Genomic DNA, 16362 nt, shown 5'->3' with positions numbered 1-16362 from the left:
TCAAGGCCATAATGAAAATGTTATAGCTCTTTAGCGCGATATCTTCTCGCATCCACATCTACTACGGAAAAAAAGCCCTGCACATTGCCTGATATATTGCCTTCAATATTTACCGGAACACCTGAAAACAAGCCATTCCAATCGGTCTCCATAAATACCGAGTACAAATACTGCGCGTATTTAGCAGACAAAGAAATCTTATAGATATAAATAAATTCTTCCGACTTAAGACTAAACGTCCTTTTCAGATTATTTAGTGGATACAGAGAATTAGGCGAGCCTAGGAAATGGGTATAACTATAGTATTTGGTTTGATCAAACTTTGCTGGGTTCCAAATAGGAATCTCACCATAAGAGATATACCATTTATTGGGATTGACATAACCGAAAGTGTGCTTTGGTATATTGCCTTCAATTTTTTGGTCTTCCACCACGCGGGTTGATAGTGGCAAAAAGTCATCTACAATATTTACCACCTGCCTAAGGGTATCAACTGCTGTGTAGGTCTTTTCATTCAACTTAATAGTTAACTTATATGCCCCATTATAATTTGGATCACCACGACTAACACCCTTGTAAACACCTTTTATAGTGGTTTCATAATAAATGATGTCTACACGCCCATCATTGACCACTACCCTGGCCTTACTTACTGGAGTTGGTAGCGAGTCTGCATGTAATGCCGGTTTTGTTAGCTTTATATACTGGTCTACTTTAAGGGTATTAAAGCCCCCTTCTACCGCCAGTTCGTATCTAGATTGTGGACTATTGAAAACGCCATCTTCTAGGACATTCTTTTTACAGCCAGTCATAAAAATCAGGATAAGAAGCATCCCTGATAAAGAAACAGGTCTTTTCATATTATAACTTAAAGCTATACGCAACCCAGGGATATAATCCAAAACCATACTCCACTGTACTCTTTTTAGGTTCAAATGATGATGAATTTAAATGGTAATATAATGGGTTCTTCTGATTATATACGTTATAAATACCAACAGAGACTACATGGTCTAAAACACGTTTCCTGGAGAGCGCTGTTAAAAACTTATATTTTGCAGAAACATCAAGCCTGCTAAAATCAGGAAACCTATTAGTATTTCTTCCTTCAAATATAGGAACATTTAAACCATCATGCTCATAATACCCAACCGGCAAAGTAAGTGGTCTTCCGCTAGCATAGGTAAAGAAGGTTTGGAAGGATAGCTTTTCGTTAACTGCATAATCCAGATTCAACTTTACCTCTTGTGGGATGTCATAATTCGCAATAAATTTATTGCCATAATTGATATCGGGAATCTTGCGGAAAACCCTTGCATAATTATAGGCCAAAGAGCCTACAAACTTTCCCAACGTTTTGTTTATTTCAACTTCAACTCCGTAAGCATCAGAGCTGCCAGACCTGATCTGACTTCTTACATCAGGATTTCTAATGATCTGCGCATGCCCTAAAAGCTCGGGCTGGTTATCTAGTCTTTTCCCATAAGCACTCACAGAAAAAGCATAGCGGCTTGGTGCAAACCGATATCCAAGAGATATGTGGTGGGAGCGCTGAGGCTTAATCTTTCTGGATGCCGGCACCCAGGGCTCCAGAGATGAAAATGAAAGACTACTATTCTGTATCAATTGTAAATATTGATAGTTAAGGTTGTAACTTAAAAAAATACGTTGATTGTCTGAAGGCAGGTAGCTTAAATTCAATCTCGGCTCAGGGTTTACAAATACTGATGTTTCATTACTCTTAACCTGGTTTCCTAATTGGTCGTAAGTATTTCTATTTTCTTGTACGTTGTAAAACCCACCAAGCCGAATTCCATAATTTAATTCATACCACTTACTCAAATTAATTTGCTGGGAATAATACAAAGCCAGCTCTGCAGATTTATCTCTTGAAATATTGTATTCCAACTCCTGCTGTTTATAGGATTCACCGGGCATAAAACGGTGATAAGTACCTGAAGCCCCAAACTTGATTTGATTGGTTGGACTCCTATAATACGTATAATCCGCTTTTAAGGTAAGGTCCTTTACGGCAGTACGCCACTGACTTTTCTGTGATAGTGTATCCGCATTCAAATCCAGGAGATTATTATAATTGCTATATACAGCAGATACATTCAGGAACACCCTGGAGTTAAACAGATGGTTCCATCTTAAGGTAGAGGTGAAGTTTCCCCAGTTATTGGAATACGAATTATCGGAGAGCAGATGGTCCTTACCATAGTAAAGCGAATAAAACAAACTATTGTCCTTATCTACTTTATAGTTGGCCTTGGCATTGATGTCGTAATAAACAGAACGCGGACTAAAAAGCTTGAACTTACTTTGAAAAACATCAAGTAAACTGCGGCGGTAGGCAACTATAAAAGATCCCTTTTCCCTAACCAATGGCCCCTCTACGGCTATTCTGGCAGAGAGTAGGTTTACCCCGCCGCTAACGTGGTATTCTTTACTATTACCCTCCGTCATCCGGTTAACAATTACAGACGATAAGCGCCCGCCATAATTTGCAGGCATGTAATCCCGATACACTTGTATGTTATTAACCGCGTCTGGATTAAATACAGAAACCAAACCGTATAAATGCGAAGGATTATAAATGATTGCTTCATCCAGCAAGATCAGGTTCTGATCTGCATTTCCACCACGCACAAATAAACCAGAACTGCCCTCTGTGGTAGATTTTATCCCGTTTTGCATTTGTAGGCGCTTCAGTACGTCTGTCTCCCCCAAATAATAAGGTGCCCCGTTCAGTTGCTTTACGGTAAAGTTTTGTTCATTCTTTAAAATGGGATTCGGTGTAAGGGTAGATTTGCTGATTACAACTTCCTCCAGTTTATGGGTTATTGGTGTAAGTTCAACTTCCTGTTGTATGTCGTGATCAAGATGTAAAAGAATTTCTTCTATTTGATATCCGGTATGGGATATTGTTAATTTATAATTCCCTTCAGGAACCGATATAGAATAGAACCCATACTGGTTGGTAACAACACCAACCTGTAACTCGGGTATCTGCAATGTGGCGCCAATAACCTCTTCCCCATTTATCAGATCCCTCACGCGCCCATTTATACTGAACAACTGAACCTTTTTAGGTGCAACAACAATGTCTTTCCCAATAAGCGTGAAGCTTAAACCAGAACCAAAAAGAATTCTTTTCAGCACAGCTTCCAATGGAGTCTGGACAAAATGAAAGCCGGCAGATCTTTTAGTACGCAGCTGATCCGGATCAAAAGCAAAGTTAACGCCTGTACGTTGTTCCAGTTTTATTAACGTTCGGATCAAAGAATCCGGTGCTAAAGTAATGCTTAAGGGAGTGTTGAGCGGAATTTTCGCTTGCGCAAAAGTATCCGTTCCGTTTAGTGTTAATAAGAGCGCAATAAAAAAACATAAGTGTTTAATTATCGGATAAAACATAAGTGCCGCTATCTTTGATTACTTTGAACTGCAAAGATGCAGAAATAACCGCTAATGCACTATCAATTGTTTGATAATGCAGATTGGCAACTGTGAATTTTCTGTTATTTAACATGCGGCCTTTCACCACAACCGGTACCTGATACACTTTTTCCAGCTCTTGGGCCACCGCATGTAAAGGCATCTCTTCAAAAGTAAAGTTTTTATTGACCCAGGCTTTAAAGTTAGGATTAGCATTTTCAGCCATTATCAATGTTTTTGTATTTGCATTATAAGACCCAATTTTACCCGCCGTAAGAATCAGCTGGCGATCAGTACCCTGTTGCTTAAGGGCTACAATACCTTCTTCTACAACAACAGAAACATCATCATTGTGCTTAAGTACATTAAAACTTGTACCAATATCCTGAGCTTCAATAGCACCGGCTACTACTTCAAATTGTACACCTTCATGTTTAACAACTTGTATAAAAGCTTCTCCACTCAATATTTCCAGTTTCCTGTCTGCATTAAAGTTCTCTTTATTGTACCTGATCTTAGTCCCTGCATTTAAGTTAAGGATGGTCTCATCTGGAAGTACAATTCTGGTTACCGATGCATTTTCCGGGATGCTAATTGTTGCGTATTTACCTTGATTTAAAAAATAATAGCCTACAGATAGCATCACTAAAAACACCGCAGCTATTTTAGTAATCATTCCGAAGTTGATCTTTCTAACTAAAGGTTCATTAATTGTTACATCACCTTGAAGTTTATCACTTAAAACATTCCATGAGGCATCTGCATCGCGATGTACACTGCACAACTTGTCGATGCTAAACTGTACATTCAAAAATTCCTGATAGGTCTTTTCATTTTCCACATCTGCTTCTCTCCACTCTTCAAGGATCTTTTTATCTTCCTGTGAAATGGTACTGTCAAGATCATCAATGATCAATTCGAAAATCAATTCTTCGTTTTTATGAAACTTATTCATATTATGGAGATTAATGCGTTATAAAATTTAATACCAACAGCAACACTGCTGTTAGTTGTTGTTTATGTTTTTCCAAATGTTCCCTTAGCTTCTTAAAGCCATAGGTTAAATGGTTTTTAACCGTCTTAACAGAAATATCCATTTGATCGGCTATTTCCTGTTGCTTCAATTTACCAAAGCGGCTCAGGTACATGACCTGCTTACACTTTTCGGGCAATAAAGCCAGGGCTTCTTCCAAACCCTTTAACAATTGTTCATCAGCATCAACATGTTCATCAACCTCATCTGTTTGGTCCGGATGGTGAACAACCAGGTAAGCAGATTGCTTTTCAGCATCCGCTTTTTCCTTCTTTATATAGTTTAAAGAAGAGTTTACTACAGAACGAAACAAATAACTTTTCATAGATACCTGTATATTCAATTGACCTGCCTTATTCCAAATATTGATAAACACATCATGTACAATTTCTTCTGCTGTTTCTGCCCGGTTCACATATCTGTAAGCTAGGGTAAACAGCTGTTTATAATACTTTTTATAGAAAGCCTCAAACCATTTTTTATCGCCACTTGCCAGCGCTTCTAATAGTCCGGGATCTTCCTGGTTTTTTAACAATTCCTGATCAGCCATATCCTCCTATTGTTGTTTATAAGTGAGGATTCCGGATATTTCAGGCGAAATCGCCGGGGTGCTAACTGTTATAAACCATAATCCTTTAAACATATTCCGTTCCTGGAGCGGAGTTAGTAAAAATGATCCTTTTATAAGAACCAACTTGCCCTTTTCATTATTATATAACTCTTTAATAAATGTACCCACACTTCCCTTGGTTCCACTTCTTAAAGTTATCAGCTTAGGTTCAATATCACTATACTCAATGGTATAACTCAGCTGTTTTGTTTCTTCACTATACAAACCTTTCAATACTGCAGTACCGGCAGAATTGCTATTTGTACCTTTTTTATCAGCCCTTGCTGTTATAAGATATGACCTTATCGGGGGTTTAACTTTAGCCGAATCAACACTCAGCTCTTTCTCACACGATCCCAAAAAGAACAGTATAAATGTGGCAATCAGCCACACAAATCCTTTAATTTTACTCCTCTTCATTTTAGTATTTTATCCAGGGCCTAAAATACTAATTTCTAATAGATTATAAACAACCCCTAAAAGGCATTCATTCTTTCAATTACCTGCTCAACTTGTGCTTCGGTATGGTAATAAGATACCGGCAGACTTAATGTAGTTTGATGGATTAGATCTGAAACTGGGAAGGCTCCTTTTAGCCTGTTCTTTAATGCGTTTTGACGGTGTGGTGGAACCGGGTAATGAATCTCTGTACGTATGTTATTTTCCAGTAAGTATGCCCTCAATTTATCTCTTTTAGGATGTCTGATTGCGTAGATATGGTAAACATCATCATAATCAGGATGTACTTGTGGAAGTGTGAAATCTTCCTTTAACCCATCCTGATATAATTTAGCCAGCTTCTTTTTGTGTGCATTGATGGCGTCAAGATGCATCAATTTAACAGACAAAAAACCAGCTTGTATTTCGTCTAACCGGGAGTTCATCCCGATGTAATTGTTATAATATTTTTCTTGGCAACCGTAGTTGCGCAATGCTTTAATTTTAGTGATGGCATCAAAATCATTAGACAACAAAGCACCACCATCACCAAGGGCACCAAGATTTTTGGTGGGATAAAAACTAAAAGCACCAAAATCACCAAAAGTACCTGTTTTTTTACCTTTGTAAGTGGCACCATGAGATTGAGCGCAATCTTCTACAACTTTAAGGTTGTATTTTAATGCCAAATCCATTACCGGATGCATATCGCAGGATTTTCCATATAAATGCACAACCATAATTGCCCTCGTCTGCGAGGTAATTTTTTCCTCAATCTTGGCCGGGTCAATGTTATAGGTATCCAAATCAGGCTCTACCATAACTGGTACCAGCCCGTTATTATAAATAGCCAAAATGGTAGCGATGTAGGTGTTTGATGGAACGATCACTTCTGATCCCTCCGGAAATTCAAAATACTTCAACGCAAGCACTAAAGCATCTAACCCAGAAGCCACACCAGCTCCATATTTACTTCCACAGTAATCAGCAAATTCTGTTTCAAAAGTACTTACCTTATTTCCCAGAATGAACCACCCTTTACTCAGACTATCGGAAAAACTTTCCCGGTAACTTTCCATAAAAGGCTCATTCAGCAAAAAAAGATTTTCGTACTCTATCATATCGCACACTTAATCTGATAAGGTGTATGTATGTAATCGGCCGCTTCAAAATACTCGGATGCCAAAACCATCAGGATCGCATCTTCACTAAAACTGTGCATCGTATGCCAGTCTTCGGGCTCAATAATCAAACATTTATCCGGACTGTCCAGCAATACAGAACTTTCTTCATCACCGTTGTCATTGTATATGGTACAATTCCCGCGAATACATATCGCCGCCTGCCGGGTTTCATAATGCCTGTGGCCACCGCGCTCAGAATTATCCACACCGTAGATGTAAAAAATACGCTTGATGTCAAAAGGAACTACCTTTTCAATTACAGTAAGGTTTCCTCTATTGTCTGTAAAAGTTTTAAGATTAACTAAGGAAGCCATAGTTCAGTGCATTTTTTTTGTAAATATTTTTATAATAACCTCGAAGGAAAAACAATACAGATCTTCCGGGGACTTTATGTACCCATTGTATATCGTTGGTTACCTCATGCGAGACAATTTCTTTATTGTAAGCATTAATCACTTTTTCTGCTTCTGAAAGTGCAACGCTGTATGGTCTGTAAATGTGCTTAACAGGATTCCTAGACAGTGTGTAAGATTGGCTGGAAAGACTGTAGCTATCATTCGAAGTGTAATGAAAATCATGGTAATGGTAAAAAACCAGATCGAACTTTTTACCCGAAGCGGTTTCTGTTCCAACTACCAAATCGCCTTTTGTTTTGAAAGCATATTGCTGAACATTCCAGGGGGCAACGCCACCCCCCAGATGTTGCAGCACTTGGATAGCACTAAACCTGGTGGTCCAGTCGTCAAGGTATTTTTGATCTCCAAATTTACCATCTTCAACCCTGTTAAAACACCAGTTCAAACAGGCGTCCACCCACCAGTTCAGCACTTCCATACCCCCCCAGGTATTCTTAAATGTCATGAATTGCACACAATATAATCCACTTTTTACTGATTGATCATAGCAAGGTGTATACCTGTGTTCTGTGATCAATACAGATTTTTCGCCCATCTCTTCAATCAAAACTGAAGGATTTTTGAAAAACAAAAGGTCTGCATCTACATAAGTGCAGTGGTCTAATTTGTATTTTTCTAAACAATATTTTATGCTTGATGAAGCGCAAGTCCAGCAATACTCAGCTGCTGTTCTGCCTTTCTTTACTTCAAGAAGTCTTTTATTTTCAAATTCTTTTAAACTGATAATGGTCGCACTCTCTAGTCCTAAGCGGCTAAGCAGATCAAAACAATGGTCGTCAAACGCGATGATGTATAGGTGAAAATCATTGCACTGTTTTTCAAGCGAGCGGTACATGGCTAACCCGCGCGACAAATAGGTGGAGTTAAATAGCGTACAAAATTTAAGCATGTAGAGATAAATTAATTAAGTAAAAACCTTTATCGCAGCCAGCTGGCTTACCGTCAATATACATGACCTCCTCACCCTGCACGTAGGAAGGAAACTCAGCAACTATTTTATAAAATTTTTCAAAATGACTTAAAAAGAACTCCTGATTAAAAAACCAGGAAGGATAAGATGCAGCATATATTTCAGGCGGAACAACCTGCAATGTTAGGCGGTCGTCTGGTTTATTGTTAAAAGCAGTCCTGTCAAACAACAGAAAATCAAAACCGTAGGATAACAATTGTTTTAGGAATTGATGTGGCTTTTCTAAATACTGCACTACACCAGAAAGCAAAACAAAATCTATTTTCTTTTCTGCCTGGCAGGCTTCAATAGTAGGATAAAATTTCAGGGTCTCATCTGCAAAATGTTCATTTCCACAAACTACGTAATGTGCCTGCTCTACCACATTCCAGCTGGCACAAATCTCTTTGGTTAAAAATTCTTTTATCTGGTAGTAGGTGCTTCCAAGAGCACCGCCAAAATCTAATATATGTAGCGCCTTTTTCTTTAATGTTGCGCTAAGTTGCAAGAACGCTAGCAAAGCATAAGGACATTGTTTTTTATCAAAAATTACAGAATCACGTTCGTAAACTGCTTCTCCATTTTTAATCTTTAACATGGAATCTTTCGTTCTTTCTAAAATATTTGACGCATCGTACCCGCCTGCAACTGCACTGGCCTTTTCCCAGCTAGCGTAGTTGCCAAACCATCCGTATAGATTATCTTTATTCTTTGAAAACAATGCGTTGAACATTTAAATATCCCTAATTGTATATACAAGACAATGGGATAATCAAAAAGTCCTATATGAGATAGAATAAAAATTAAAAGAATTTTATTTTAAGCAAACCGATCCTTTCCACGGATGTGCTGATATAGCATACCGGACTAAGACTTGGTACACACCTCCTTTACCTGAACTCACCTTGATTGGATTATAAAACCACAGTGAGTCCACATTTTTCCTGGTAAAATGTGGACTCACTGTGGGCTGACTGTGGGGTCACTGTGGGCTCAGTCAAAAGGAGTGCCCACAGCGGGTGCTGACATAGCAGACGAAATTACAATTAAAACAGAGCGTAGTTGTTTTACATTTAGCATTTTGTTTAAATTATGAAATTTTACAGTACAGCGACTACTGCCAATTTGTCATTTATAAATATATTTTTGTATTTTTGAACCCCACATACACCATTACAAGATATGATTGACCTACAATTAGCCGATAAGAAACATGATGAAGAGCGCCAGGGTGAGGCTTTGGTTATTGATGCACCATTGGTACGTAACGGTCGCAAATTGTATATTGAGAGCTATGGTTGCCAGATGAATTTTGCTGATAGTGAAATTGTTGCTTCCATTTTGCTAGATCAGGGATTTGAAACTACGGGCAACTACAAAGAAGCCGATGTAGTTTTCATCAACACCTGTTCTATTAGAGAAAATGCAGAACAAAGGGTTAGAAACCGCTTGTCGCAATTTGGGGTAGAGAAACGCCGCAATCCGAAATTGATAGTTGGTGTTTTGGGCTGCATGGCTGAGCGACTAAAATCTAAATTCTTAGAAGAAGAGAAGTTGGTAGATGTAGTGGTTGGTCCTGATGCCTACCGGGAATTACCTCAGCTATTGAGTGAAGTAGAAAGCGGGCAAAAAGCAATCAATGTATTGCTTTCCCGGGAGGAAACCTATGCAGACATTAGTCCGGTACGTTTAAGCGGTAATGGCATTACAGCTTTCATCTCTATTATGAGAGGTTGTGATAACATGTGCTCGTTCTGCGTGGTTCCTTTTACCAGAGGCAGAGAACGCAGCCGCGATCCTTATTCTATATTAGCAGAGGCGCAAGATCTTTTTGAGCGTGGTTATAAAGAGGTGACTTTGCTGGGCCAAAATGTGGATTCTTACAAATGGAAAGGTAAGGATGCTGTAGAGGAAGCAGAGACTGAGGTCAACTTTGCACAATTGTTGGAAAAAGTAGCGATGATTGGTCCGGATTTAAGGGTTAGATTCTCTACTTCTCATCCTAAAGACATTACAGACGAAGTGTTGTATACCATTGCAAAACATGATAACATTTGCAACTATATCCACCTGCCGGTTCAGTCTGGCAGCAGTAGGGTATTGGAATTAATGAACCGTACTTATACCAGAGAATGGTACATTAACAGGGTAGACGCCATCAGACAAATCATTCCAGGATGCGCAATATCTTCTGATATTATTGCAGGATTCTGCACGGAGACAGAAGAAGATCACCAGGAAACTTTAAGTATGATGGATTATGTAGGGTATGATTTTGCCTTTACCTTTAGCTACTCTGAACGACCGGGTACATTGGCTGCGCGTAAGCTGGCAGATGATATTCCGCAGGAAGTTAAAAAACGCAGACTTGCAGAAATCCTTTTGAAACAACAACAAACATCTTTACACAGGTTGCAGCAGTTTGTAGGTAAAACAATGAGAATTCTGGTAGAAGGAACCTCCAAAAAATCTGATCAGGACTTTTGTGGCAGGAACGACCAGAATGCAATGGTAGTTTTCCCATTAACAGCAGGTGTGAAGGCTGGGGAATATGTAAATGTTTATATTGACAGGTGTACATCGGCTACTTTGCTGGGAACGGTTGTCAGTTAAAATTGAGGCGACTTATTCGTCGCCATTTGGTAATAGCTATTAAATAAATGGACGTACAAGATATAAAAAACCGCTTTGGAATAATTGGAAGCTCTCCATTATTAAACCGGGCAATAGACATAGCCAGACAGGTATCGCCAACAGACATGTCTGTTTTAATTGGTGGCGAAAGCGGTAGTGGTAAAGAAGTTTTCTCGCACATTATACACCAGATGAGTGCACGTAAGCATGGTGCATTCATTGCGGTAAACTGTGGCGCTATACCAGAAGGAACAATAGACTCAGAACTATTCGGTCACGAGAAAGGCTCTTTTACCGGTGCGCATGAAGCCCGCAAAGGATACTTTGAAGTGGCCAATGGCGGTACAATATTTTTAGACGAGGTTGCGGAGCTGCCACTTGGTACACAGGCCCGCTTATTGCGAATTTTGGAAAGCGGCGAATACCTGAGGGTAGGCTCATCTAAAGTTCAAAAAACAGATGTAAGAATTATTGCAGCTACGAATGTGGATGTGTACGACCGTGTAAAATCTGGTAAGTTTAGGGAAGATCTATATTACAGATTAAATACCGTGCCCTTAAGAATTCCAGCCTTACATGAGCGTAAAGAAGACATTTACCTGCTGTTTAGAAAATTCTCTGCCGATTTTAGCGATAAATACCGCAGTCCGGGTATACAACTGGAGCCCGATGCGATAAAGATATTGAGCAATTACAGCTGGCCTGGAAATGTAAGACAGTTAAAAAATATTGCCGAGCAAATTTGTGTGCTGGAAAAAGACCGCAATGTTACCGGAGCAGCACTGTTGAATTATATCCCAAATGAAAGCGGAAGCAACCTTCCAATGGCGATTAACGGCAGTAATAAGGAAGACTATTCAGAACGTGATATCTTGTATAAGGTGCTGTTTGACATGAAGAAGGATATGATGGAACTTAAGAAATTGGTTGCAGAGATCATTCAGAATGGCGGGAATACTTCACATGTAATGGCAGACAATACGCATTACATTAACCAGCTTTACCAGGAAGTGGACCAGACGGGGAATAACGACCATTCTACCCAGCTTACCATCAAGAAGCCTACACAGGGGCCGGTTGATTACAATTACGCTCATGAGGCAGAAGAAGTGGAAGAATCTTTATCACTGATAGATAAGGAATCAGATTTGATTAAAAAGGCTTTAAAAAAACATAAAGGAAAACGTAAGTTTGCTGCACAGGAATTGGGCATATCTGAACGTACGCTTTATAGGAAAATAAAAGAACTTAACCTGAACTAGTGATGAAGAATCTGTATATCGTTATTGTTTTTTTAGTCATCAGTGGATGTAAGATCTCTTTCAAAGGAGAATCTATTCCGCCCAATATGAAAACAGTTAACGTAACCGTTTTCGAAAACAACGCACCGCTGGTAGTGGCATCCTTAAGCTCTCAGTTTACAGAAGAGCTGAAAACGAGGATCAGAAACCAAACCCGTTTGAGCATTACTACCAATGATCCGGAAGCCACGTTTTCTGGCAATATTGTAGGTTACGACATTAGACCAGTGGCATTACAGGACAATAACAACAGGCAATCTTTGGCGGGTGCAAATAGGCTTACCATCAGGATAAGCGTTAAATATGTAAACAACCTGAATCCTAAACAAAGCTATGAGGAATCATTTGAACGCTTTAAAGACTTTAAACTGGCAGGTAGTTTACAAGCACAGGAGCCAGCCCTGATCAAAGATGTAACGGCACAATTAACAGAGGATATCTTTAACCGGGCATTTGCACAATGGTAAACAGCGCTGAAACAAACCGGATCAATGAATTTTTAGTCGCCCCCGAAACGGTTGCTGCGGATGATGTGGCTTTATTAAAAAGCTATGTTGTACGTTATCCGTATTTTCAACCCCTTAGGCTATTGTTGGCTAAAGCTTCGCTTGGCAGTACAGAAGAAAATGATACACTGGCTTCTGCTGCATTATATACCAATGGGCAGTTGCTGCATAACTTACTATATGAGCCGGAATATTTGCTGGATACTCAGTTTAATTACGCAAAAGTTATCGCTAACGCTGAACCGGTAGCAATAGATGAAGCGGGAATTGATGAGGTAGTATCGGAAGACGAAGTATTTGAAGAAATAGCTGAGGTTGATGTTAACCATTATCAGTCTGCTCCCACTCCTGTGGAAGAAACTGCAGACGATGAAATTTTTGAAGAGATTAGCGAATTTTATAGTGAAGCTTTCTCTGCAGAGGTAGAAGAACCAGCTATATTGAAACATGAAGAGGAAAAACTGGAGCAAGACCTGGTATTGGAGAATATTGTAGCTACAGACTTTTTTGCTTTTCAGGATAACTTTAAGGTAGAAACTGTTCCAGAAATAGAAGATCAGGAATCAATGGAAGCTGATACCATGGAGGGTGGCATAGTTGGGAACGAGGATCAGGTTGTAAGCAAGTATGACGATGACAAACTGCCTTTTACATTTTTATGGTGGCTGGCTAAAACCAGGAAGGAACATCAGCAGATATTTCAGCCCTATGCATCTCCTAAGGAAGCAAGATTGGGCGAGCCGGAAGCATTACCTCAAAACAGCAAACCAAGTGAGCTGCAACAGCAATATGTAGAACACATCTTTCACATCCAGACGCCGTTTAATGCGGAAGAACTTGTGGCCGCACCCCTACCAACAAAAACACCGAACAAGGGAAGCGAGATCATTGAGAAATTTATCAAAGGTGATCACCAAATCAGGGTGCTGAAGGCAGAAGAGATCAACAACGAGAATAAGGCAAGAAAAAGTGCGGAAGACAAGAATGACATGGTTACAGAAACATTGGCCAAGATCTACATAGAACAAATGCTTTACGACAAGGCCATAGAGACTTATCATAAATTAAGTTTGAAGTTTCCAGAAAAAAGCCGTTACTTTGCCGACCTTGTTAAATCTATAGAAAAGAAAATTTAATATTATATAACTCACTATGCTGTTTTTAATTATTCTACTCATCATTATCTGCATTGCCCTGGGATTATTTGTTTTGATACAAAACCCAAAAGGTGGTGGTCTGTCTACTGGTGGTTCCGGCAGCAATATGTTTGGCGTACAACGTACCGGCGATGTTTTGGAAAAAGGAACATGGGTATTATTGGGCCTTGTTGTAGTAATCACTTTATCCATTACTACAATGGCTAAAACTGGTGGTGCTGCTGCTGGTTCAGGATCTAAAATTCAGGAACAGCTGGACAAAACTCCTGCTCCTTCTATTTTAGGTGGCGGACAACAAGCTGCTCCGGCTAATAAGCCTGCTTTAAGCACAGATACTGCAAAAAAATAAGGCAAAGCCCTAAAAGAATTTAAGAGCCCGGTTGTTTTAATACATCCGGGCTTTTGTGTTTCTGCCACTCTGACACTAAAACTGATGCTCCTAAAGCATTAGCTGACAATGCCGTGTAAATTTGTCAAGCTACAGTGCATTGGCATAAAAACTGTTGTATTATTACCTGCGTAATTAATTTACTTTTACATATAAACTAAAATAAAAATTATAACAAGTTATGGCTTTAAACTTTAAACCTAATGCAGACAGAGTAGTTGTTGAAGCTGCTGCTGCAGAAGAAAGAACAGCATCCGGACTATACATTCCAGATACCGCTAAAGAGAAACCTCAACAAGGAATCGTTGTTGCTGTTGGACCCGGTAAATTTGCAGATCAGACAGGAAATGTGATTCCGCTTAGCGTAAAAGTTGGCGATCAGGTTCTTTACAGCAAATACGGTGGTACTGAAATTACCGTTGAAGGCAAAGAATATTTAATTATGAGAGATTCTGACATCTTAGGAACTCTTTAATCGCTGTCATCCTCATTATTAAAAACTAGAATAAAAAAAATAAAATGGCAAAACAAGTAAAGTATAACGTAGAAGCCCGTGACGCCCTGAAAAGAGGTGTTGATATTTTGGCCAATGCAGTTAAAGTAACATTAGGCCCTAAAGGCCGTAATGTAATTATCGACAAGAAATTCGGTTCTCCATCAATTACCAAAGATGGTGTTACTGTTGCAAAAGAAATTGAGTTGAAAGACCCAATTGAAAATATGGGTGCACAAATGGTGAAAGAAGTTGCTTCTAAAACTGCAGATATCGCAGGTGACGGAACAACAACTGCAACTGTATTGGCACAGGCAATTGTTACTGCTGGTATTAAAAACGTTGCTGCTGGTGCAAATCCAATGGACTTGAAACGTGGTATAGATAAAGCAGTTACTGCCATTGTTGAAAACCTGAGATCACAATCTCAAACTGTTGGTGAAGACAACAACAAAATCAAACAAGTTGCATCTATCTCTGCAAACAATGACGAAGTTATTGGTGCTTTGATTGCTGAAGCAATGGGTAAAGTTGGTAAAGATGGTGTAATTACTGTTGAAGAAGCAAAAGGTACTGAAACTGAAGTAAAAACAGTAGAAGGTATGCAATTTGACCGTGGATACTTATCTCCATACTTTGTAACCAATGCTGATAAAATGGAAGCGGAATTAGAAAACCCTTACATTTTGATCTATGATAAAAAGATCAGCAATATGAAAGAATTGCTTCCTGTGTTGGAAAAACAAGTTCAAACAGGCAAGCCATTGTTAATCATTGCAGAAGATCTTGACGGTGAAGCATTGGCTACTTTGGTAGTTAACAAGATCCGTGGTTCATTAAAAGTTGTTGCTGTTAAAGCTCCGGGTTTTGGAGACAGAAGAAAAGCAATGCTTGAAGATATTGCTATCTTAACTGGCGGTACTGTTATTTCTGAAGAAAGAGGATTTAAACTAGAGAACGCTGACCTTAGCTATTTAGGTACTGCTGAGAAAGTTTTAGTTGACAAAGACAATACAACAATCATTAACGGTGCTGGTGTTTCTGAAGACATCAAAGCTCGTGTTAACCAGATCAAAGCTCAAATTGAGACCACTACATCTGATTACGATAAAGAAAAACTACAAGAGCGTTTGGCTAAATTAGCTGGCGGTGTTGCTGTTCTTTATGTTGGTGCAGCTTCTGAAGTTGAAATGAAAGAGAAGAAAGACCGTGTTGATGATGCTTTACATGCAACCCGTGCGGCTGTTGAAGAAGGTATCGTTGCTGGTGGTGGTGTTGCTTTCATCCGTGCAATTGAAGCTTTAGAAGGCATGAAAGGTATAAATGATGATGAAACTACAGGTATTCAAATCATTCGTCGCGCGATTGAGGAACCATTACGTCAAATCTGTCAAAATGCAGGTATTGAAGGTTCAATCGTAGTTCAAAAAGTAAAAGAAGGTAAAGGCGACTTTGGTTACAATGCGCGTACCGATGTATATGAGAATCTAATTGCTGCCGGAGTTATCGATCCAACTAAAGTAGGTCGTGTAGCTTTGGAAAACGCAGCTTCTATTGCAGCTATGTTGTTAACAACAGAAGTTGTATTGGCTGACGATCCAGAAGATGCTCCTGCCGGTGGTGGTATGCCTCCAATGGGCGGTGGTGGTATGGGCGGAATGATGTAAATCATATAGTTCAATCAACATAAAAAGAACCCGCCTTAACAGCGGGTTTTTTTATTTTCAAATTTTATGGCATTAATCGCGCTATTTCAAAATATTTTATGCTAAAAAGTAGTGTCAAGTTCAATAAATTAATTAAAATTGCAGTGGA

16 protein-coding genes are annotated in these 16362 nt (G+C 39.2%); 7 read left to right on the top strand and 9 right to left on the bottom strand.

The genetic code is table 11. From position 1 onward, the window contains the following. Positions 1–20: 20 nt before the first annotated feature. Genes ACVWYN_RS03245 through ACVWYN_RS03205 form a run of 9 tightly spaced genes read right to left on the bottom strand, consistent with a single transcriptional unit; the run spans position 21 to position 8801 of the window. The gene (locus tag ACVWYN_RS03245) at positions 21–860 is read right to left on the bottom strand and encodes a hypothetical protein (RefSeq protein WP_457287385.1); all 840 of its coding nucleotides are present in this window, start codon (positions 858–860) and stop codon (positions 21–23) included. A 1-nt stretch (position 861) separates the two neighbouring features. Further along, complete coding sequence (locus ACVWYN_RS03240) at positions 862–3417, bottom strand: TonB-dependent receptor domain-containing protein (protein ID WP_457287384.1); 2556 nt, start codon at positions 3415–3417, stop codon at positions 862–864. Continuing rightward, entirely contained in the window at positions 3398–4393 is a 996-nt protein-coding gene (locus ACVWYN_RS03235; protein WP_457287383.1) for a FecR family protein, read from the bottom strand. Before ACVWYN_RS03235 ends, ACVWYN_RS03240 begins: the two co-directional genes overlap by 20 nt. Before the next feature lie 10 nt (positions 4394–4403). Next, entirely contained in the window at positions 4404–5021 is a 618-nt protein-coding gene (locus tag ACVWYN_RS03230) for an RNA polymerase sigma factor (RefSeq protein WP_457287382.1), read from the bottom strand. Between the two features lie 6 nt (positions 5022–5027). Next, positions 5028–5501: a CHRD domain-containing protein gene (locus ACVWYN_RS03225; protein WP_457287381.1), complete on the bottom strand. Its 474-nt coding sequence runs from the start codon at positions 5499–5501 to the stop codon at positions 5028–5030. A gap of 56 nt (positions 5502–5557) precedes the next feature. Next, a complete protein-coding gene (locus tag ACVWYN_RS03220) occupies positions 5558–6640 on the bottom strand; it encodes a DegT/DnrJ/EryC1/StrS family aminotransferase (protein WP_457287380.1) in 1083 nt (360 codons plus the stop codon). Next, entirely contained in the window at positions 6637–7017 is a 381-nt protein-coding gene (locus tag ACVWYN_RS03215) for a sugar 3,4-ketoisomerase (protein ID WP_457287379.1), read from the bottom strand. Before ACVWYN_RS03215 ends, ACVWYN_RS03220 begins: the two co-directional genes overlap by 4 nt. Further along, the gene (locus ACVWYN_RS03210) at positions 7001–8008 is read right to left on the bottom strand and encodes a glycosyl transferase (RefSeq protein ID WP_457287378.1); all 1008 of its coding nucleotides are present in this window, start codon (positions 8006–8008) and stop codon (positions 7001–7003) included. Before ACVWYN_RS03210 ends, ACVWYN_RS03215 begins: the two co-directional genes overlap by 17 nt. Continuing rightward, positions 8001–8801 (bottom strand): TIGR04325 family methyltransferase, encoded by an 801-nt coding sequence (locus ACVWYN_RS03205; protein WP_457287377.1) that lies wholly within the window; start codon positions 8799–8801, stop codon positions 8001–8003. The genes ACVWYN_RS03210 and ACVWYN_RS03205 overlap by 8 nt, the downstream gene beginning before the upstream one ends. Positions 8802–9250: 449 nt before the next feature. On the opposite strand from ACVWYN_RS03205, the gene miaB reads away from it, so the two are divergent. The 7 genes from miaB to groL all read left to right on the top strand — a co-directional run bounded on the left by miaB (position 9251) and on the right by groL (position 16214). Continuing rightward, positions 9251–10681: a tRNA (N6-isopentenyl adenosine(37)-C2)-methylthiotransferase MiaB gene (gene miaB, locus ACVWYN_RS03200; protein ID WP_457287376.1), complete on the top strand. Its 1431-nt coding sequence runs from the start codon at positions 9251–9253 to the stop codon at positions 10679–10681. 47 nt (positions 10682–10728) lie between these two features. Beyond that, positions 10729–11964, top strand: a complete 1236-nt coding sequence (locus tag ACVWYN_RS03195; protein WP_457287375.1) for a sigma-54 interaction domain-containing protein — start codon at positions 10729–10731, stop codon at positions 11962–11964. A 2-nt stretch (positions 11965–11966) separates the two neighbouring features. Beyond that, positions 11967–12470, top strand: a complete 504-nt coding sequence (locus ACVWYN_RS03190) for an LptE family protein (protein WP_457287374.1) — start codon at positions 11967–11969, stop codon at positions 12468–12470. Next, a complete protein-coding gene (locus tag ACVWYN_RS03185; protein WP_457287373.1) occupies positions 12464–13645 on the top strand; it encodes a hypothetical protein in 1182 nt (393 codons plus the stop codon). The genes ACVWYN_RS03190 and ACVWYN_RS03185 overlap by 7 nt, the downstream gene beginning before the upstream one ends. A gap of 16 nt (positions 13646–13661) precedes the next feature. Continuing rightward, positions 13662–14015 (top strand): preprotein translocase subunit SecG, encoded by a 354-nt coding sequence (gene secG, locus ACVWYN_RS03180; protein WP_457287372.1) that lies wholly within the window; start codon positions 13662–13664, stop codon positions 14013–14015. 220 nt (positions 14016–14235) lie between these two features. After that, on the top strand, positions 14236–14529 hold the full coding sequence (locus tag ACVWYN_RS03175; protein ID WP_457287371.1) for a co-chaperone GroES: 294 nt from the start codon (positions 14236–14238) through the stop codon (positions 14527–14529). A gap of 44 nt (positions 14530–14573) precedes the next feature. Beyond that, positions 14574–16214 (top strand): chaperonin GroEL, encoded by a 1641-nt coding sequence (gene groL / locus ACVWYN_RS03170; protein WP_457287370.1) that lies wholly within the window; start codon positions 14574–14576, stop codon positions 16212–16214. Positions 16215–16362 lie beyond the last annotated feature (148 nt).

Source organism: Pedobacter sp. UYP24 (genome assembly GCF_054057295.1).
This window is presented reverse-complemented; position numbering and strand designations above follow the sequence as displayed.